Below are 18,387 nucleotides of genomic sequence, written 5' to 3'. Positions count from 1 at the left end.
CATCGCTTGTCAGCGGCATAATCCGTGATCCCCCGGATATCCCGGCAAGATCCGTTCGACGGGCGAATGCTGGCAAACACCACACCCTCCCGCCCCACACGATCACCGTTTTGTCGCGGAAGCGCCTCCCGGTGAACCGTCCCCTGCCATGAGTCTGACCTTGCCCCCGCCACCACCGGGTGAGCGGGGACGGACACGGGGGTGGCAGCAGCCATGGCTCATCACCACGCTCCGGCGGTGGACTCACCGCCGGCCCACGCACTGGAAATCGCCCGCCGGTGGTTCCAGGACTATCTGACCCGTTCCCACCAGCACATCGGCAGAAGCGGGCCGGTGTGCCCCTTTGTGGAACCCGCCATCAAGGCCGGCACCCTGGAAACCCGGGTGTGGCCGGTCGCCCCGGATATCGACACAGGCGGCCTGGTGGAGATCGTCCACCGGATGACCGAGACCTTCGACACCATGGCCTGGCAGGGCCGCAACCGTACTCTGCACGCCCTGGTAGTGGTGTTACCGGGGCTGGCCGACGACCGATTACCGCTGCTGGACCAGGCCCATGCCCGGATGAAGACCGAACTGGCCCACCGTGGCCTGATGCTGGGCCAGTTCCATGCCGCCTGCGACGAACGCGCCGCCCGCAACCGGGAGTTCATGGTCTCCCGCTCTCCCGTTCCCATGCTGGCGCTGCGCCATATGGCCTTTCACGATGTGATGTTCCTGCACACCGACCCCGGGTGGTTCGCCGCCTACCGCGCACGTTACGGGGCGCGCTACCGCACCGGGAGCGTGCCCGATCCGCTGTTCGCCGAGCTCTTCGCCGAGGCCCAACGGACCTGGGGCGAGGAGCAGGACAAAGGAGACCAGTGACCAGCACTCCCCCGGACCTGGGCCTCGGCAGTGACGCCGGCCGTGCCGCGACCTCCCAGGTCACCGGCGGCGCCCCGCTGCTGGACTTCGACGGCCGGAGCACCCCGTACATCGACTACCAGAGCATCACCGTTCTGCTCGGTCTGCAGCACCCCCGCTCCACGGAACCCGCCGAGCTCACCTTCTATATCCTCGGGCAGGTCAAGGAACTCCTCTTCAAGCTGATATACCAGGAAATGGTGCGCGTCCGGGGCCTGTTGGACGACGACGACATCCCCCAGGCCGTCTGGGCCCTGCGCCGCTCCCGCCGGGTGGTGGACCTGCTGGTCTCCTCCTGGGATGTGCTCGGCACCCTCTCCCCCAACGAATTCAACGCCTTCCGCGACCACTTGGGGCAGGCCTCCGGCTTCCAGTCGTATATGTACCGCATGGTGGAGTACGTCCTGGGCAACAAGGTCCCCGAACTCGCCCGCCCGCACCGCAAGGTGCCCCAGGTGAACGAGGCCGTCCAACAGGCCCTGCACTCCCCCAGCCTCTATGACGCCGCCCTCGCCCTGCTCTCCCGCCGGGGCGCCGGCATCCCGCCGGAACTCCTGCGCCGCGACTTCTCCCGCCCCTACCGGCCCGACCAACGGGTGGAACGGGCCTGGGCGGAGGTCTACCGCGACAGCGGCCCCACCGATCACCTCTTCCTGCTCGCCGAGGCCCTGATGGACATCGCCGAGGGAATGTGCCGCTGGCGGTCCGTCCATCTGCTCACCGTGGAGCGGGTGATCGGCTTCAAGCCGGGCACCGGCGGCACCCAGGGCGTGGCCTGGCTGCGCCGCATCAGCGAACACCGCTTCTTCCCGGAACTATGGACTGCCAGGGGACTGCTGTGACCACAACGAGCCATCCGCTCCCCCAACTCGACCGGGCCCGCCGGCTGGACGCGGCCGACCCCCTCGCCCCCTTCCGTGACCGCTTCCACCCCGTCCCCGAGGACGCCCTGTTCCTCAACGGCGCCTCCCTGGGCCGCCTTCCGTCCGCCACCCCCGCCCTCCTGGACGAGCTGGTACGCGGCGGCTGGGGCGACAATCTGGCCCAGGCCCGCACCCAGTGGCTGGACCTGCCCCAGCGCATGGGGGACAGAATCGCCGAGGTGCTGCTGGGGGCGGAGCCGGGCGAGGTGGTGGCCGGTGACTGCACCAGCGTCAACCTCTACAAACTGGCCGTGGCCGCGCTGCGTGCCCGTCCCGGCCGTACCACCGTGGTGGTGGACGACGACAACTTCCCCACCGACCGCTATGTCCTGGCCGGAGTCGCCGCCGACGCCGGCGGCGAACTGCGCACCATCCACACCGATATCGACCAGGGCCTGGACCTCGCCACCCTGCGCGCCGCCCTGGACGACACCGTCGCCGTGGTCTGCCTCTCCCTGGTCTCCCCGCGCTCCGGGGCCCTGCTGGACATGGCGGCGGTCACCGAGGCCGTGCACTCGGCCGGCGCTCTGATCCTCTGGGACCTCAGCCATGCCGTGGGCGCCGTGCCCATCCAACTCAACGCCTGCGGTGCCGACTTCGCCGCCGGCTCCACCTATAAACACCTGATGGCCGGTCCGGGCGCGCCCGCCCTGCTCTATGTCCGCCGCGCCCTGCACGACCTCACCACCCAGCCCATCCAAGGCTGGTACGGCCACCGTGAGCAACTGGCCATGCGTCCCGGCTACGACCCCGACCCCACCATCCGCCGCTTTCTCACCGGCAGTCCCCCCGTCCTCTCCCTGACCGCCATCGGCGCCGGACTCGATCTGCTCGCCGAGGCGGGCATGGACCGGGTACGGGCCAAAAGCCTGGCCCTGACCGCCTTCTTCCAGGAACTGGCCGAGCGGGAACTGCTCCCCCATGGCTTCCGCCTGGCGGGCCCGCCCGATCCGGCCCAGCGCGGCGCCCATCTCACCTATGAGCACCGCGCCGCCCGCGAGCTGGTCCCCCTCTTCGCCGCCGCCGGGGTCTTCGTCGATCACTCCCTCCCCGACCGCATCCGCATCACCCCGGCGCCCCTCTCCACCCGCTTCACCGACCTGCCCCGGGCCATCGCCCGCATCCGCGACGTCACCATCCGGCATGAGAGGAAGACAGGTTGAGCACGCAATCCCGCCCCCGGGCCCTGGTCACCGGCGCCTCCCGCCCGACCGGCATCGGCGCCGCCATCGCCACCGCCCTGGCGGCCCGGGGCGCGGCCGTCGCGGTGCACTGCCGCACCGACACCGAGGCGGGCGAGGCGGTGACCCGCTCCCTTCCCGGCGACGGCCATCTCACCGTCACCGGCGACCTCACCGACCCCGGCACCGTCTCCCGGGTCGTGGAGGAGGCCATCGACGGCCTCGGCGGCCTGGACATCCTGGTCAACAACTCCGGGATCTACCGTGAACACCCCATCGGCACCACCTCCTACGCCCAGTGGCAGCGGATGTGGCAGGACCATCTGAACGTCAATCTGCTGGCCGCCGCCAACACCACCTGGTGCGTGGTGAACCATCTGCTGCACCGCCCCGAGGGCCCGGCCGGCGGCCGCATCATCATGATCGGCTCCCGTGGCGCCTACCGGGGCGAACCGGATGTCCCCGCCTACGGCGCCGGCAAGGCCGGCCTGCACGCCCTGGCCCAGTCCCTGGCGGTCTCCCTGGGCCCGCACCGCATCGCAGTAGCCGCCCTGGCCGTCGGCTTCACCCGCACCGACCTCACCGCCCCGCTCCTGGACGACCCCGCCACCGCCCGCTTCGTCCTCGCCCAGCACCCCCTGGGCCGCATCGCCGACCCCGCCGAAATCGCCTCCGCGGTCGCCTGGTTCACCTCCCCGGAGGCGGAGTTCGCCACGGGGGCGGTGCTGCATCTCAACGGGGGGTCGTATCTGCACTGACCGCCGCGGCGGTCAAGGCTTCCAGCGGCGCCCGGCGAGACGGCGAACGAGCGAGGGGACGAGGGCTCCCGCCAGAAGGGCGGCGAGCGGCACGACGGCATTCGCCCATGGGGCCGGGAGGGGTCTGTAGGTGGCGGTGCCGTCCTTGATCTCGATATAGCCCCGGGGACGGGCACCGGCTCCGCCCCTTCCGTTGCCGGTGCCGGCGGCTCCGGGGCCCATTTCCCCGGCGAATCCAAGGCCGAACTCTGCGACGGGAATGACGGTGATCCCGTCGCTGGTGACGGGTTCACCGAAGACGGCCGCCGCCGAGGCCCGGCTGCCGAGCTGTCCGGCCACACGCTCCATCAGGGCTGCTGCCGCGTCGGTTTGGGCGACGGACTGGTCCGTTGCGTCCGAGCCGGTCATCGGAAATACCTCCGGGGTGGCGGGTAGTCGGTACCGAGGATACGGGGCTGGGCCGATGCGATTCCGGCGATGGCCGCTGAACATCCCTGCGGGACCAAAGAGTTACCCGTTACCGCAGCCATCGCCCCACCCCCCGCCGTACATTCGGCAGAGAGATGCTCTCGGCACCAGGGATCCAGGGATCTGAGGAGAGCGCCATGCCGACCTTTACCGCCCCCGATGGGACCCAACTCGCCTATCACCTCAAGGGGGAGGGCGAGCCGCTGCTCTGTCTGCCCGGTGGCCCCATGCGTGCCTCCGCCTATCTCGGCGATCTCGGCGGGCTGTCGGGGCACCGCAGGCTGGTGCTGCTCGATCTGCGGGGCACCGGAGAGTCGGGGGCGCCGGCCGATCCGGATACCTATCGCTGTGACCGGCAGGTCGCCGATGTGGAGGCGCTCCGTGCCCATCTGGGGCTGGCACGGGTGGATGTGCTGGCCCACTGCGCGGGCGGTGAGCTGGCCATCCGCTATGCGGCCCGGTATCCCTGGCGGGTGGGCTCGCTGGCCCTGGTCACCGCCTGGGCGCGGGCGCTGGGCGTGGAGTTCACCGAGGAGCAGCGCCGGGAGGCGGTGGAACTGCGGACGGCCGAGCCATGGTTCGCCGAGGCGTACCGGGCGTACCAGGCCGTCCGGGACGGCTCGGGGACCGAGGCCGACCGGCACGCCACCGCACCGTTCCACTACGGCCGTTGGCACGCGGTAGCGCAGGCGCATGCCGCCTCGGCGGACGCACAGCGCAACGCGGAGGCGGCGGAGGTCTATGCGTCCGACGGCGCCTTCTCCCCCGCCGAGACGCGTGCGGCCATTGCCGCCACCCTGGACGCGCCGGTGCTGCTGCTCGCCGGTGAGCTGGACGGCGGCCCGCTGCCCCGGGTCGCCGCCGCCATCGCCGGGCTGTTCCCCCGTTCCGAACTCGCCGTGCAGCGAGGGGCCGGGCACTATCCCTGGCTGGACGACCGGCTCCGCTTCGTCCGGACGGTCACCTCGTTCCTCAGCCGGCGCTTTTCGGTGAACTGAGCCGGTGAGTTGAGCATCCGGTGAGTCGAGCTTGCCGGACCGGCGGTCACCACGCCTCACCGGCCGGCCTGACCGGCCGGTCGCCGGGGCCGGACAGCCGGCCGACCAGCAGGCCGCCCAGGGCGGTCCGGCGGTGGCGGACCGCCTTTCCGGCCCGGACGGTGCTGATCAGGCCCGCCCCGCGCAGGGCCGCGGTGTGCGCGGAGGCGGTGGCGTCGCTGACGCCCAGGCGGCGGGCCAGTTCGCCGGTGGAGTGCTCCTCGGTGAGCAGGAGCAGCAGCCGCAGCCGGGTCCGGCCCAGCACGGCGGCCAGCGCCTTCTCCGGGTCCGGGTCCCCGTCGGGGGCGAGCGGCAGGCCGGGGCCCGCGGGATAGGTCAGCACCAGGGGCCGGCCGGGCAGGTCGGCGAGCAGTGGATGGCCGGTCCAGTGGAAGGTGGGCTGGAGCAGCAGGCCCCGGCCGTGCAGGTGGATGTCGCGGTCGAAGGGAGCGGCCAACTCCCAGACGGAGCCGGTCAGTCGGGAGCCGGGTATCAGGCCGCTCAGCGCGGTGCCGATGCCATGCTCGGCCACGGTGAGGGCATGCCGGGTGAACTCGGCGCGGTGCAGGTCCTGGATCAGGGGCCAGACGGGCCCCAGCACCGTGTCGAAGGCGGTGCGCTGGGCGTGGCCCACGGTGCGCCAGGCGGCGGCCTCGCCCTGGTGGAGGCCGTGGATCCAGGACGGAGCCGGGGAACCGGCGTAGACGCGCCTGAGCTCGGCGCGGATGAAGTGCGGGCTGAGGGACCGCAGGGCCTCCAGCCCCTCCGGCAGGGTGGGGGCGAGGACATCGAGGAAGGCGGGTGCCCGCCCGCCGGGCACCAGGTCGGCCAGTGGTTCGGCGGCCGGGGGCAGTGCGCGCAGCAGGCGCTGGCGCCAGCGGCCGTAGAGCAGTTGGTGTTCCCGGCTGCCCAGCATCAGCAGGGCGCTGTGGAGTTCCTGGAGCTGGGCGGGGCGCGGTGCGAACCGTATGGCGGCGAGGTCGGCGGCGGTGAGGTGGATCCGGATCACTACGCTCCTTGACGGTGCCGCGCCATCGTTTGGGCCAGGGCCTTAAAGATCGTCCGGACCGCCGCCGGGCGGCAGCCTGAGGGCATGACCCGTTCCCCGCTTTCCGAACTCACCCTAGACCGGCGGATTTTCCTCCGCTCCGCCGCCCTGGCGACCGCCGGCCTGCTGCTGCCGGGCACCGCACAGGCCCGGACGCCGGGCGGCCACACCCTGCGGCTCCCGCCGCCCACCGGGCCCCACCCGCTGGGAGTCACCACCCTCTATCTGGTGGACCGGCGCAGGCGGGACCCCTGGAACGCCATCGCGGTAAGAGAGGTGATGGTCAGCATCCACTACCCGGCTCTGAGCACCCATGGCCATGCGCTCGCCCGGCAGTTGACCCCGAAGGCGGCGGGAGACTTCCGCCAGATCGACGTCCCGATACATGGGCTGCCCTCCTCGGGAGTGGACTGGGCCGCCACCCCGACGCACTCGGCGAGCGGGGCTCCGGCCCAGCCGGTACGGCGGCCGGTGCTGGTCTACAGCCCGGGTGGCGCCGACCCGCGTACGGTGGGCACCTCGCTCGCCGAGGAACTGGCCAGCCATGGGCATGTGGTGGTGACCGTGGACCACCCCGGAGACGGCAGCGAGGTCGAGTTCCCGGTGCCCAGGGCCGGGCGGGAGATCGTCCGGGACACCGTCATCCGGGAGGATCCCCGCCTTCACCCGCGACTGTTCCGCACCCTGATCGACACCCGGATCGCGGATCTCCGCTTTGTCCTGGACCAGTTGGCGGTGCTGGCCGCCGGACGGAACCCGGACGCGGCCGGGCGGCCGCTGCCCCGGCACCTCGGCCGGGCGCTGGACCTGCGCCGGGTGGGGGCCTACGGCCACTCCGCGGGCGGCACCAGCGTGGCCGAGGCGATGCACCGGGACCGGCGCATCGCGGCCGCGGTCAATCTGGAGGGCTACCTGGACCAGCCGTCCGGAGAGCTGTTCCCGGTGGCCCGGGAGGGGACGGACCGACCGCTGCTCCTGCTGGGCACGGACGGTTTCGAGGGCCAGCCCTATGAACGCTCATGGGCGGCCGTACTGGCCCGCTCCCACGGCCACGCCCGCCGGGCTCCCCGGCTGGAGCACGCCCGGCACTGGGTGTTCACCGACTACGCGGCCCTGGCACCGCAGTTGCAGGCGGCGGGACTGATGAGCCCCGCGAGCCGCGACAAGCTGGTGGGCACGATCGACCCGGCCCGGTCGGTGCCCGCGGTGCGCGCCCGGGTGCGGTCGTTCTTCACCCGGCACCTGGCCTGACCGTCCCACAACCGGCCTGAACCTTCAGGCCGTTCAGGGCCACGGCCGGTAGAGCCCGCCGCCGTAGCGTCCGTTGTCAGTGGGTCCGGATAGCGTTTCCTCTGAAGGTTGTGGACGTCGAGATCCTCAAGGGGGAATCTGCCATGAGCAGCACCAAGGGTGGCACGCATCAGGGATTCACGGCCGAGGAGCGGGCCGCGCTGAAGGATCACGCCCAAGAGCTGAAGAAGGCGGCGCGCCGCGGCTCGCACGCGGAGAAGGCGGCGCAGGCGGAGCGGGATGTGCTGGCGAAGATCGCCGAAATGCGGGACTCGGACCGGATCATGGCCGAGCGCGTCCATGCCGTGGTCACGGCCACCGCCCCGGCCCTCGCGCCGAAGCTCTGGTACGGGATGCCCGCCTATGCGCTGGACGGCAAGGTGGTCTGCTTCTTCCAGAGTGCGGAGAAGTTCAAGTCCCGTTACGCCACACTGGGCTTCAGCGATCAGGCGAAGCTGGACGAGGGCACGATGTGGGCGGCCGGTTTCGCCCTGACCGAGGTGACGGAGGAGGTGGAGGCACGGATCGCCGAGTTGGTGAGGCGGGCGGTGAGTTGAGATACGCCGTGTTCGGGTAAGCACTGCTCACGCAGGGTGTGGCGGTGGACGTGGGCGAAGCTCACTCTCTCGTACTGCACGGCGAGCTTGTCCGCTTCGGCACCGTAGCCCGCGTTACTGGCCCTGGTCATCCCAACTCCTCCAGCAGAGCAGGAAGTTTGCGCATGTCCTCGAAGACCACCGTGTCCGGACCGGCCAGCCACTCGGCGGGAGTGAGGCCGCCTGCATAGCCGAGGGCGCGCATTCCGGCGGCGCGGGCCGCCTGGACGCCGTACTTGCTGTCCTCGACCACCACACAGGCGGCCGGTGCCACGCCCATCGCGGCGGCCGCGTGCAGAAACAGGTCGGGGGCCGGCTTGCCGTGCTCCACCTCGGTGGCGCTGAAGATACGGCCCTCGAAGTACGGGTAGAGGCCGGTGACGCCCAGGGTGTGGCGCATCTTGTGGTGGGGGCCGCTGGAGGCGACGCAGGTGGGGAAGGTGATCGCGGCCAGTGCCTCGCTGATGCCCGCCACCTCGGTCAACCCGGCATTGACGGCTGCCTGATGGAGTTCCTGGAACCGTTCGGTCCAGGCGGCGGCCGCCTCATTGCCCAGCCGGGAGGAGATCTCGGCCTCCACGGAGGCGACGGACCGGCCGACGAACAGGTCCAGCACATCCTGTTCGGTCAGCGGCCAGCCCAGTTCGGCGCCGATACGCACATTGGCCCGGACCGCCAGGGGTTCGCTGTCCACCAGCACCCCGTCGCAGTCGAAGATCACCAGTTCAATGGGGTGGATCACGGGGAACCTGCCGGGGCGAGGAGGGATTCGCGGAGCCGGCCGGTCAATTCATGGTCCACGCCCAGGACTTCGGTGGCGTAGCCGTGGACCGATCCATGGGCGGCGGCCAGATCCGCCAGGAAGAGCCGGATCACCTGTTCCGGGGCGCGGCCGTAGCCGGGCCAGCGCATGGTGCGGCCGGGGTTGGCGGCCTGCCAGTCGGCCAGCAGCCGCTCGGTGGCCAGTTCGGTGAGGGCGAAGTCGGCGGCGATGTCGTCCTCGGGAACGTCCAGCAGGGACAGCACCAGTGCCGCGATCAGGCCGGTGCGGTCCTTGCCGGAGGCGCAGTGGAAGACCAGTGGCCCGCTGTCCGGGTCGGCTATGAGCTCCAGGGCGGCGCGGATCTCCTTGGCGCCGTCCGAGGCCACCTCGGCATAGCGGTCGGCGAGATAGCGCCAGGGGTCCAGGGCGGGGTCGATCTCGGCCTGGTCGTAAGGGCGGTGCTCGATGCTGAGGTTGTGGTAATCGAGCCCGTCCCGGACCGGGACCGCGCCCCGGGCCGAGATCTCCCAGGGGTAGCGCAGGTCGATCACGGTGCGGATGCCGAGGGCCTGGAAGCGGCTGAGGTCCTGGCCCTGGAGCTTGCCCAGGGAGTCCGAGCGGTAGAGGCGCCGCCAGCGCAGGGAGCGGCCGTCGGCGGTGCGATAGCCGCCCAGATCACGGAAGTTGTGAAGGCGATCGAACGCGATGTGTCTCGTCACCCGGAGAATCTAACCCGGTTGGCCCGGAGCCGAAAGGATCAAGCGGGTACGGTGTCCGATTCCAGGCAAGATATGGGCAGTTGGCCCGGCGCCCAGGGCGCCGGGCAGCCTTACGCGGCGGAGCCGCATATCACTGCTGCCCCGCGCCCCTGAGGGCGCGCCCCCCTCAGTCCGTGAAGGTCTCGCCCCGTTCGGCCTTGGTAAGCAACAGCGGCGGCGGGGTGAAGCGTTCGCCATATGTGGCGGCCAGCTCCCGGGCGCGGGTGATGAACCCGGGGAGGCCGCCCTTGTACCCGTTGATGTACTGCAGCGCACCGCCCGTCCAGCCGGGGAAGCCAATGCCCAGGATGGAGCCGATATTGGCGTCGGCGACCGAGGTGAGGACCTTCTCCTCCAGGCAGCGCACGGTGTCCAGCGCCTCGGCGAAGAGCATCCGTTCCTTGATGTCCTCGAAGGGAACGTTGGCGGCCCGGCCCTTGCCGAAGTGCTCGGCCAGTCCCGGCCACAGGCCGGTCCGGTTGCCGTCGGCGTCATAGTCGTAGAAGCCCGCGCCCCCACTGCGGCCGGTGCGGCCGAACTCCTCCACCATGCGGTCGATGACGGCGTCGGCGGGGTGCGCCGTCCAGGTGCCGCCGGCCGCCTCCACCGCCCGCCGGGTCTCCTCGCGGATGCGGCGCGGCAGGGTGAGGGTCAGCTCGTCCATCAGGGAGAGCACCTTGGCGGGGTAGCCGGCCTGGGCGGCGGCCTGTTCCACCGAGGCGGCGGGCACTCCCTCGCCCACCATGGCCACGCCCTCGTTGATGAACCGGCCGATGACCCGGGAGGTGAAGAAGCCCCGGGAGTCATTGACCACGATGGGCGTCTTGCGGATCCGGCGGACCAGGTCGAAGGCCCGGGCCAGCGCCTCCTCTCCGGTGCGCTCCCCCTTGATGATCTCCACCAGCGGCATCTTGTCCACCGGCGAGAAGAAGTGCAGGCCGATGAAGTCGGCGGGCCGCTCCACCCCTTCGGCGAGCAGGGTGATGGGCAGGGTGGAGGTGTTGGAGCACAGCAGGGCGTCGGGGGCCACAAGGTGCTGGATCTCCTGGAAGACCCGCTGCTTGAGGGAGGAGTCCTCGAAGACCGCCTCGATCACCGCGTCACAGCCGGCCAGGTCGGCCGGCTCGGCGGTGGGGGTGATCCGGGCCAGCAGCTCCTCCCGCTTGGCCTCGGTGGTACGGCCCTTGGCCAGTGCCTTGTCGAGCAGCCGGGCCGAATACGCCTTGCCCTTGCGGGCGTTGTCCAGCGACACATCCTTGAGGACCACCTCGATGCCCGCCTTGGCGCAGGCATAGGCGATGCCCGCGCCCATCATCCCGGCGCCCAGTACCGCCACCTTGCGTACCGGGCGCGGCTCGATCCCGGCGGGGCGGCTGCGGCCCGCGTTGACGGCCTGCAGATCGAAGAAGAACGCCTGGATCATGTTCTTGGCGGTCTGGCCGGCGGCCAGCTCCACAAAGTAGCGGGACTCGATCAGCTGGGCCGTCTCGAAGTCCACCAGGGCGCCCTCCACGGCGGCCGCCAGGATATTGCGCGGGGCGGGGTAGGGCGCGCCGCCGGTCTGCTTTTTCAGGTTGGCCGGGAAGGCGGGGAGGCTGGCGGCCAGCTTGGGGTGGGCGGGGGTGCCGCCGGGGATCTTGTAGCCCTCGGTGTCCCAGGGCTGGCGGGACTCGGGGTGGGCGGTGATATAGGCATGGGCCTTGGCCAGCATCTCGTCCACGCTGTCGGCGACCTCATGGACCAGTCCGGCCGCCAGGGCCCGTCGGGGGTCGTACTGGGTCCCCTGGAGCAGCACCTTCAGCAGGGCGTCGGTGATGCCCAGCAGGCGTACCGTGCGGGTGACGCCACCGCCGCCCGGCAGCAGGCCCAGGGTCACCTCGGGCAGGCCGAACCTGGTGCCGGGGGCGTCCAGGGCGATGCGGTGGTGGCAGGCCAGGGCGATCTCGTAACCGCCGCCCAGGGCCGTGCCGTTGAGGGCGGCGACCACCGGTACGCCCAGGGTCTCGATGCGGCGCAGGTCCCGCTTGATCTGCTGGCAGGCATCCAGGAACTGCTGGGCCGTCTCCGGGGTGACGGCGATCAGTTCGCGCAGGTCGCCACCGGCGAAGAAGCTCTTCTTGGCGGAGGTGACGATGATGCCGCGTACCGAACTCCGCTCGGCCTCCAGGCGGTCGGCGATCGCGGTGAGCGAGGCCTGGAAGTCGCGGTTCATGGTGTTGGCGGACTGGCTGGGATCGTCCAGGACCAGGGTGACGACGCCTTCGCCGTCCTGCTCCCAGCGAATGGTCTTGCTGCTCTGGTTCATCTCGGGGCTCTCCATGGGGTGGTGAAGGAGCATGGGGCGTAAGCGGGGGCGGGGGCCCAAGCCCCCGGAACTTTCCCCGCCGCAGCGGCGCTCGGCCACGACGGCGGTCTCCGGCGGTGCCGAGCCGGGCCGCACCCGGGGGTGGACGATCCGACGCGGGACGATCCCGCCGCACAGAGTCTCAGACGCGTTCCACCACCGTGGCGATGCCCATGCCGCCCCCCACGCACAGGGTGATCAGCCCATACCGCTTGTCCTGCCGCTCCAGTTCGTCGATCACGGTGCCCAGCAGCATGGCCCCGGTGGCGCCCAGCGGGTGGCCCAGGGCGATGGCGCCGCCATTGACGTTGATCTTCTCCAGGCCGATGCCCATCTCCTCGGCGAACCGCAGCACCACCGCCGCGAAGGCCTCGTTGATCTCGATCAGATCGATGTCCTCGATGGTCAGCCCGGCCTTGGCCAGCGCCTTGCGGGTGGCGGGAGCGGGCCCGGTGAGCATGATGGTGGGCTCGGAGCCGGAGACGGCGGCGGAGACGATCCGGGCCCGGGGGGTGAGGCCATAGCGCTCGCCCACCGCGCGGCTGCCGATGACGGCCAGGGCGGCGCCGTCCACGATGCCGGAGGAGTTGCCGGCGTGGTGGACATGGTCGATCTTCTCGATCCAGTGGTACTTCTGCAGCGCCACCGCGTCAAAGCCGCCGGCCTCGCCAATGGCGGCGAAGGAGGGCTTGAGGGCGGCCAGGGACTCGGCGGTGGTGCCGGGGCGCAGATGCTCGTCCCGGTCCAGGACGACCAGGCCGTTGCGGTCGCGTACCGGCACCACCGAGCGGTCGAAGCGGCCCTCCTTCCAGGCGGTGGCGGCCAGTTCCTGGGAGCGGGCGGCGAAGGAGTCCACATCGTGGCGGGTGAAGCCGCCGATGGTGGCGATCAGGTCGGCGCCCACGCCCTGGGGGATGAAGCCGGTGTCCAGGTTGGTCATGGGGTCGCCGAACCAGGCGCCGCCGTCCGAGGCCATCGGCACCCGGGACATCGACTCCACGCCGCCCGCCAGCACCAGGTCCTCCCAGCCCGAACGGACCTTGGCGGCAGCCAAATTGACGGCCTCCAGCCCGGAGGCACAGAAGCGGTTCTCCTGGACGCCGGCCACGGTGTCCGGCAGTCCGGCGGCGATGGCGGCGATCCTGGCGATATCGGAGCCCTGTTCGCCGACCGGGCTGACCACGCCCAGCACAATGTCGTCGATGGCGGCCGGATCCAGGCCGGGGAAGCGCCGGCGCAGCTCCCGGATCAGGCCGGTCACCAGGTCGATGGGCTTGGTGGCGTGCAGGGCGCCATTGGCCTTGCCACGCCCGCGCGGGGTGCGGATGGCCTCGTAGACATACGCTTCGGTGCTCACATGGGTGCCTTTCGCGGGAGTTCGGGGTGGGATCAGCCGAGCAGGGAGCGGCCGATGATCTCCTTCATGATCTCGGTGGTGCCCCCGTAGATCGTCTGGACGCGGCCGTCGGTGAAGGCCCTGGCGACCCGGTACTCGGTCATATAGCCATAGCCGCCGTGCAGTTGCAGACAGCGGTCGGCCACCCGCTTCTGCAGTTCGGTCGCCCACCACTTGGCCATCGAGGCATGCACCGCGTCCAGTTCGCCCTTGGTGTGGTCGGCAATACAGCGGTCCAGGAAGGCACGGGTGACGGCGCATTCGGTGGCCATCTCGGCCATCTCGAAGCGGATGTGCTGAAGCCGGGCCAGCGGACGGCCGAAGGCCTCGCGCTCCTTGACATACTCGGTGGTGATCTCCAGCAAATGCTCGGCGGCCGCGATGGCGGCCACCGCGATGGACAGCCGCTCCTGAGGCAGGTGGTGCATCAGATGCGCGAAGGCACCGTTGCGCTCGCCGAGCAAGTTGTTCTTGGGCACCCGGACATCGGTGAAGAACAACTCCGCGGTGTCCTGGGCCTTCTGGCCAATCTTGTCCAGATTGCGGCCGCGGTCGAAGCCGGGGGTGCCCCGCTCCACCACCAGCAGGCTCAGGCCCTTGGCCCCGCCCTCGGGGGTGGTTCTGGCCACCACGATCACCAGGTCGGCCAGGATTCCATTGGAGATAAAGGTCTTGGCGCCATTGATCACCCAGTGGTCGCCGTCCGCCACGGCGGTGGTGCGGATGCCCTGGAGGTCGGAGCCGGCACCGGGTTCGGTCATGGCTATGGCGCCCACGCACTCCCCGGAGCAGAAGCCGGGCAGCCAGCGCCTTTTCTGCTCCTCGGTGGCCAGGGTGGTGAGGTAGGGGCCGACGATGTCGTTGTGCAGCCCGATGGCGAAGCCGGGCGCCCCGGCACGGGTGAACTCCTCGGTGAGCACGGCGCTGTAGCGGAAGTCGTCGGTGCCCCCGCCGCCGTACTCCTCGGGCACCGCCAGTCCCAGCAGTCCCTGCCGTCCGGCGGCACGCCATGCGTCGCGGGAAACCATGCCGTCCCGCTCCCACTGTTCGTAGTGCGGGGTGACCTCCTTGGCCAGGAAGGTCCGGACGGTCTCCCGGAAGGTGTGGTGCCCGGCCTTGAAAAGCTGGCGCTTCACGGCTGTTGACCCTTCTGCTGGGGAATGCCGGCGCCCCAGTCCCGGGCGACCTCGGCGTTGTGGGCGCCCGGCTGGGCGGGCGGGCGGCGCAGGGCGCCGGGGGTGACGGAGAAGCGCGGGGCGGGTGCGGGCTGGGTGATGCCCTGGTGCTCGGCGAAGGTGCCGCGCTCGGCCAGGTGCGGGTGGTGCGGGGCCTCGCGCAGTGAGAGCACCGGGGCCACACAGGCGTCGGAGCCGGCGAAGACCTCGGTCCAGTGGTCGCGGGTGTGCCGGGCGAAGCGCTCGGCGATGGCGGTGCGCAGTTCCGGCCAGCGGGCCGGGTCGCTACGGGCGGCGGTGAGGTGCCCGATGCCCAGCCGGGCGGTGAACTCCGCCCAGAACCGCTCCTCCAGCGCGCCCACCGCCATGTACTGGCCGTCGGCGGTGCGGTAGGTGCCGTAGAAGGGGGCGCCGCCGTCCAGCAGGTTGGCCCCGCGCCGGTCCTGCCAGCCGCCGGCCGCCAGCATGCCGTGCAGCATGGCGGTCAGATGGGCGGTGCCGTCCACGATGGCGGCGTCCACCACCTGGCCGGTGCCGGTGGTACGGGCGTGGTGGAGGGCGGCCAGCACCCCGATGACCAGGTAGAGGGAGCCTCCCGCGTAGTCGCCCAGCAGATTGGCGGGGGCGTACGGGGGCCCCTCGGGGTCACCGGTGAGACCCAGGGCGCCGGTGACGGCGATATAGCCGAGGTCGTGTCCGGCGGTGTGGGCGAGCGGGCCGTGCTGGCCCCAGCCGGTCATCCTGCCGTACACCAGGCGGGGGTTGCGGGCCAGGCAGTCCTCCGGGCCGACGCCCAGGCGTTCGGCGACTCCCGGGCGGTAGCCCTCCAGCAGGATGTCCGCCCGCTCGGCCAGGGCCAGCACGGTGGACGGGCCCTGCTCGTCCTTGAGGTCGATCAGCACCGAGCGCTTGTTGCGGTTGGTGACATCGAAGCGCGGGTCGATATGCAGGCCGGGTCCGCCGGGGCGGTCCACCCGCACCACATCGGCGCCGAGGTCGGCCAGCAGCATGGCGGCGAAGGGGCCGGGCCCGATGCCGGCCAGTTCCAGTACGCGCACTCCGGCCAGTGGGCCGCTTTCCGTTGCCGCCATGCAGCCCCCAAAGCTGGTGATGACACCGCTATGACACAACCGCTGTCACACTCGCGATGCCAGCGATGCTAGGAACGTGTTCCAGTTTTCACAAGTGCCGGGACAGCGCGCCGCTTTGACGGCTCATTGCCGGCTCACCCGTCGAGCCGGGCGACCAGGCGCTTGGGGGCGACCACCCGATAGCTCTCCTCCACCCAGTCGCAGAGCAGCTCGGCCGGGGCGCCGTCACCGGCCAGCGGGACGGACACCCAGCCGGCCCGGCCCAGACCGTAACCGGTGGGGGCGGCCCCGGGGACGGCCAGGGCGTGGCCGTGCGCCTCCTCATTCTTGAGCTTGACGCTGATGCCGGCCGAGGCGGTGTCGTCCTCCGAGCCCAGAAAGACAAAGATCTTCTTGTTGACCTTGACCACGGCATGGTCGTGCCAGGGGAACTCCTCCACGGCCCCCGGCAGGGACAGGGCGAATTCCCGGACCCTTGCTCGGACCTTGAGGGGATCGGTCATGGTGGCGGCCGCCTTCCGGGGTCTGGTCGCATGTTGCCGCTCACGCTAACCCCCGGCACTGTCAGAGCAACCCGGCCCCGGCCAGCAGGGTACGTACGGTACGCACCGCGGGCTCCGGCAGCACCTGGCCCGTGGCGGTGGCCGGGTGGCCGATGACGCCCAGCAGATGCAGGGCGGTCTTGTAACCGGCCAGGGCGGAGGCGGAGCCGCTCATTCCGGGAGGTGTCCCGGCGCCCGCGTCCACCAGGGCGAACAGGGCCGTCAGCCGGTCCTGTTCGGCGGCCGCGGCCGGCCAGCGCCCCGCCCGGGCATGCCGGTAAAGACGCACATAGCCGCCCGGGTCGATATTGCCCAGCCCCGGCACCACGCCCTGCACTCCGGCCAACAGGGCACCGTCCACGATGAGTTCGGAGCCGGTGAGCACCGAGAAAGTGTCCTGCAGGCCGCGCTCGCGCAGGGCGAGCAGCAGCCGGCGCAGGGCGCCCAGGTCGCCGCTGCTGTCCTTGAGCCCGGCCAGCACGCCCTCCTCGGCCAGCGTCAGCAGGGTGGCCGCCGGGAGCCCGGAGTGCACCGCGGCCGGGATGTCATAGGCCAGCAGCGGGAGTCCGGCCGCACCCCGGATGCGGCGGAAGTGGCCGGCGGTCTCGGCGGGGTGGGTGCCGGTGTAGAAGGGCGCGGTGGCCACCAGCGCCGCCGCCCCGGCCTCGGCGGCGGCACGGGCGTGCACCAGCACCCGGGGAGTGGTCATATCGATGACACCGGCCAGCACCGGGGCCCGGCCCGCCGCGGCCTGGACCACGGTGTCCAGGACGGTGCGGCGCTGGGCGTCGGTGAGAAAGACCGCCTCGCCGCAGGTGCCGAGGGCGAATACGGCGCTTGCGCCGGCGTCCAGGGCTCTCGCCACCAGGGCGGCCAGGGATGTGGTGTCCACTTCCCCGTCCCGGGTGAACGGGGTGCACAACGGGGGCACGATGCCGGTCAGTTGGGGGTTCATGGTCGGCTGCCTCCTGGGGTGGGTGCACGCGCCTTCGGCGCGTAGGCTGCCCAGCCGCCCGCCCGTTACTCGGCACCGGGCGGGACGGAGCCGGTCTCCGCCGCCAAAGCCCGGCGGCACAGCGAGTCCGCGGCGCGGGTGGTCTCCGGCAGGCGGTAGCCCCGGGTCAGCGCCAGCACCTGGGCACAGGCGGTGTCCAGGCTCACCCGGTGCCCGACCGAGACAAACACCGGCTTGACCCCGGTGCGGGTGCGCAGCGCCCGGCCCACCTCCTCCGCACCGTCCAGCAGCGGTGCGCTGTCCCCGCGCCGGGGACCGGGGTCCTGGTAGCGGAAGACGAAGGGGTTCTTGGCCACGCCGATGGACGGCAGACCGGTCAGTACGCCCAGATGGCTGGCCAGTCCGAAGCGGCGGGGGTGCGCCAGGCCATAGCCATCACAGACCAGCAGGCCTGGGGTGACCGCCAGCCGGTCCAGCGCGGCCAGCACGGTGGGAATCTCCCGGAAGGCCAGCAGGCCGGGGACATAGGGGAAGGCGACCCGCCCCACGGCGGTGGCCTCCTCCAGCACCTCCAGGGTCCGGGCGTCCAGCGCCACGGCCGCCGCCACGACCACATCCCGCTCATCGTCATAGGCCACGTCCACCCCCACCGCGACCAGCGGTGCGCCGGGCGCGGGGCCGGGCTCGTCCAGGATGACCCGGCCGCGCAGTTCGTCCTGAACCGCGTGGGCCGCGGCCTCGTCAGTAGGCCAGTCGGGCGGCAGATGGTCGGACTTGTCGTTCATAACGCGGCAGGTTACGGGACCGGTGGAACCGGGACTTAGCCTGTCGGTCATGTTCGTGATGGAGCTGACCTATATCGCACCCATGGACCGGGTGGAAGCCGCGCACCCCGAGCATCTGGCCTGGCTGGACGCGCACTACGCCTCCGGCGTCTTTCTCGCCTCCGGCCGTAAGGAGCCCCGGGACGGCGGGGTGATCCTGGCGGTGGGCGACGACCGGGCCAAGATCGAGGAGATCGCCAGGAGCGATCCCTTCTCGGTGGCGGGGGTGTGCGAGTATTCGATCACCCAGTTCTATGCCACCAAGACCGCCCCGGCGCTGGAGCAGTACCGCCAGCCCATGCCCGCGCGGTAGCGGCCCGGAGCCGCCCCGG

The 18,387-nt window shown here is 71.3% G+C and carries 19 protein-coding genes; 8 read left to right on the top strand and 11 right to left on the bottom strand.

The features are described from left to right. The first annotated feature begins 237 nt into the window (after nt 1-237). Genes CV755_RS10195 through CV755_RS10180 form a run of 4 tightly spaced genes read left to right on the top strand, consistent with a single transcriptional unit; the run spans nt 238 to nt 3,768 of the window. Nucleotides 238-867, top strand: a complete 630-nt coding sequence (locus CV755_RS10195; protein ID WP_153068635.1) for a DUF6875 domain-containing protein — start codon at nt 238-240, stop codon at nt 865-867. After that, nucleotides 864-1,748, top strand: a complete 885-nt coding sequence (locus tag CV755_RS10190; RefSeq protein ID WP_109279852.1) for a tryptophan 2,3-dioxygenase — start codon at nt 864-866, stop codon at nt 1,746-1,748. Before CV755_RS10195 ends, CV755_RS10190 begins: the two co-directional genes overlap by 4 nt. Next, nucleotides 1,745-2,992: a kynureninase gene (locus tag CV755_RS10185; RefSeq protein ID WP_241561096.1), complete on the top strand. Its 1,248-nt coding sequence runs from the start codon at nt 1,745-1,747 to the stop codon at nt 2,990-2,992. The genes CV755_RS10190 and CV755_RS10185 overlap by 4 nt, the downstream gene beginning before the upstream one ends. Beyond that, nucleotides 2,989-3,768: an SDR family NAD(P)-dependent oxidoreductase gene (locus CV755_RS10180; RefSeq protein WP_109279850.1), complete on the top strand. Its 780-nt coding sequence runs from the start codon at nt 2,989-2,991 to the stop codon at nt 3,766-3,768. The genes CV755_RS10185 and CV755_RS10180 overlap by 4 nt, the downstream gene beginning before the upstream one ends. Before the next feature lie 12 nt (nt 3,769-3,780). Here CV755_RS10180 and CV755_RS10175 read toward each other — a convergent pair whose 3' ends face one another. Continuing rightward, nucleotides 3,781-4,176 carry a sporulation protein gene (locus CV755_RS10175; protein WP_109279849.1) on the bottom strand — a complete coding sequence of 132 codons (396 nt, stop codon included), beginning with the start codon at nt 4,174-4,176 and terminating at the stop codon, nt 3,781-3,783. Nucleotides 4,177-4,373: 197 nt separating this feature from the next. Here CV755_RS10175 and CV755_RS10170 point away from each other — a divergent pair, with 197 nt between their 5' ends. Further along, nucleotides 4,374-5,234 carry an alpha/beta fold hydrolase gene (locus CV755_RS10170; RefSeq protein WP_109279848.1) on the top strand — a complete coding sequence of 287 codons (861 nt, stop codon included), beginning with the start codon at nt 4,374-4,376 and terminating at the stop codon, nt 5,232-5,234. Nucleotides 5,235-5,280: 46 nt separating this feature from the next. Here the strand turns inward: CV755_RS10170 and CV755_RS10165 are convergent, their stop codons facing one another. Next, on the bottom strand, nt 5,281-6,282 hold the full coding sequence (locus CV755_RS10165; protein ID WP_109279847.1) for an ArsR/SmtB family transcription factor: 1,002 nt from the start codon (nt 6,280-6,282) through the stop codon (nt 5,281-5,283). An 84-nt stretch (nt 6,283-6,366) separates the two neighbouring features. On the opposite strand from CV755_RS10165, the gene CV755_RS10160 reads away from it, so the two are divergent. Together CV755_RS10160 and CV755_RS10155 are read left to right on the top strand one after the other, a co-directional pair. Beyond that, on the top strand, nt 6,367-7,572 hold the full coding sequence (locus CV755_RS10160; RefSeq protein WP_109279846.1) for an alpha/beta hydrolase family protein: 1,206 nt from the start codon (nt 6,367-6,369) through the stop codon (nt 7,570-7,572). Between the two features lie 143 nt (nt 7,573-7,715). Continuing rightward, nucleotides 7,716-8,168, top strand: a complete 453-nt coding sequence (locus tag CV755_RS10155) for an iron chaperone (protein WP_109279845.1) — start codon at nt 7,716-7,718, stop codon at nt 8,166-8,168. Nucleotides 8,169-8,295: 127 nt separating this feature from the next. On the opposite strand, the gene CV755_RS10150 is transcribed toward CV755_RS10155, so the two are convergent. The 9 genes from CV755_RS10150 to CV755_RS10110 all read right to left on the bottom strand — a co-directional run bounded on the left by CV755_RS10150 (nt 8,296) and on the right by CV755_RS10110 (nt 18,016). Next, a complete protein-coding gene (locus CV755_RS10150; RefSeq protein WP_109279844.1) occupies nt 8,296-8,949 on the bottom strand; it encodes an HAD family hydrolase in 654 nt (217 codons plus the stop codon). Beyond that, on the bottom strand, nt 8,946-9,689 hold the full coding sequence (locus CV755_RS10145; protein WP_109279843.1) for a tyrosine-protein phosphatase: 744 nt from the start codon (nt 9,687-9,689) through the stop codon (nt 8,946-8,948). Before CV755_RS10145 ends, CV755_RS10150 begins: the two co-directional genes overlap by 4 nt. Nucleotides 9,690-9,855: 166 nt before the next feature. After that, on the bottom strand, nt 9,856-12,033 hold the full coding sequence (locus CV755_RS10140; protein ID WP_109279842.1) for a 3-hydroxyacyl-CoA dehydrogenase NAD-binding domain-containing protein: 2,178 nt from the start codon (nt 12,031-12,033) through the stop codon (nt 9,856-9,858). Between the two features lie 181 nt (nt 12,034-12,214). Continuing rightward, entirely contained in the window at nt 12,215-13,429 is a 1,215-nt protein-coding gene (locus CV755_RS10135) for an acetyl-CoA C-acetyltransferase (protein ID WP_109279841.1), read from the bottom strand. Between the two features lie 32 nt (nt 13,430-13,461). Next, a complete protein-coding gene (locus CV755_RS10130; protein WP_109279840.1) occupies nt 13,462-14,604 on the bottom strand; it encodes an acyl-CoA dehydrogenase family protein in 1,143 nt (380 codons plus the stop codon). Continuing rightward, nucleotides 14,601-15,734 carry a CaiB/BaiF CoA transferase family protein gene (locus CV755_RS10125; protein ID WP_109279839.1) on the bottom strand — a complete coding sequence of 378 codons (1,134 nt, stop codon included), beginning with the start codon at nt 15,732-15,734 and terminating at the stop codon, nt 14,601-14,603. Before CV755_RS10125 ends, CV755_RS10130 begins: the two co-directional genes overlap by 4 nt. Before the next feature lie 134 nt (nt 15,735-15,868). Beyond that, a complete protein-coding gene (locus CV755_RS10120; protein WP_193553387.1) occupies nt 15,869-16,237 on the bottom strand; it encodes an MmcQ/YjbR family DNA-binding protein in 369 nt (122 codons plus the stop codon). Nucleotides 16,238-16,298: 61 nt separating this feature from the next. Further along, nucleotides 16,299-17,231, bottom strand: coding sequence for a dihydrodipicolinate synthase family protein (locus tag CV755_RS10115; RefSeq protein ID WP_109279838.1), 933 nt, complete (start codon nt 17,229-17,231; stop codon nt 16,299-16,301). Between the two features lie 65 nt (nt 17,232-17,296). After that, nucleotides 17,297-18,016 carry an endonuclease V gene (locus CV755_RS10110; protein WP_109279837.1) on the bottom strand — a complete coding sequence of 240 codons (720 nt, stop codon included), beginning with the start codon at nt 18,014-18,016 and terminating at the stop codon, nt 17,297-17,299. Between the two features lie 49 nt (nt 18,017-18,065). On the opposite strand from CV755_RS10110, the gene CV755_RS10105 reads away from it, so the two are divergent. Next, nucleotides 18,066-18,368: a YciI family protein gene (locus CV755_RS10105; protein WP_109279836.1), complete on the top strand. Its 303-nt coding sequence runs from the start codon at nt 18,066-18,068 to the stop codon at nt 18,366-18,368. Nucleotides 18,369-18,387 lie beyond the last annotated feature (19 nt).

The organism is Streptomyces orinoci, assembly GCF_003121295.1.
In the GTDB taxonomy this organism is placed as follows: Bacteria; Actinomycetota; Actinomycetes; order Streptomycetales; family Streptomycetaceae; genus Streptomyces; species Streptomyces orinoci.
This window is presented reverse-complemented; position numbering and strand designations above follow the sequence as displayed.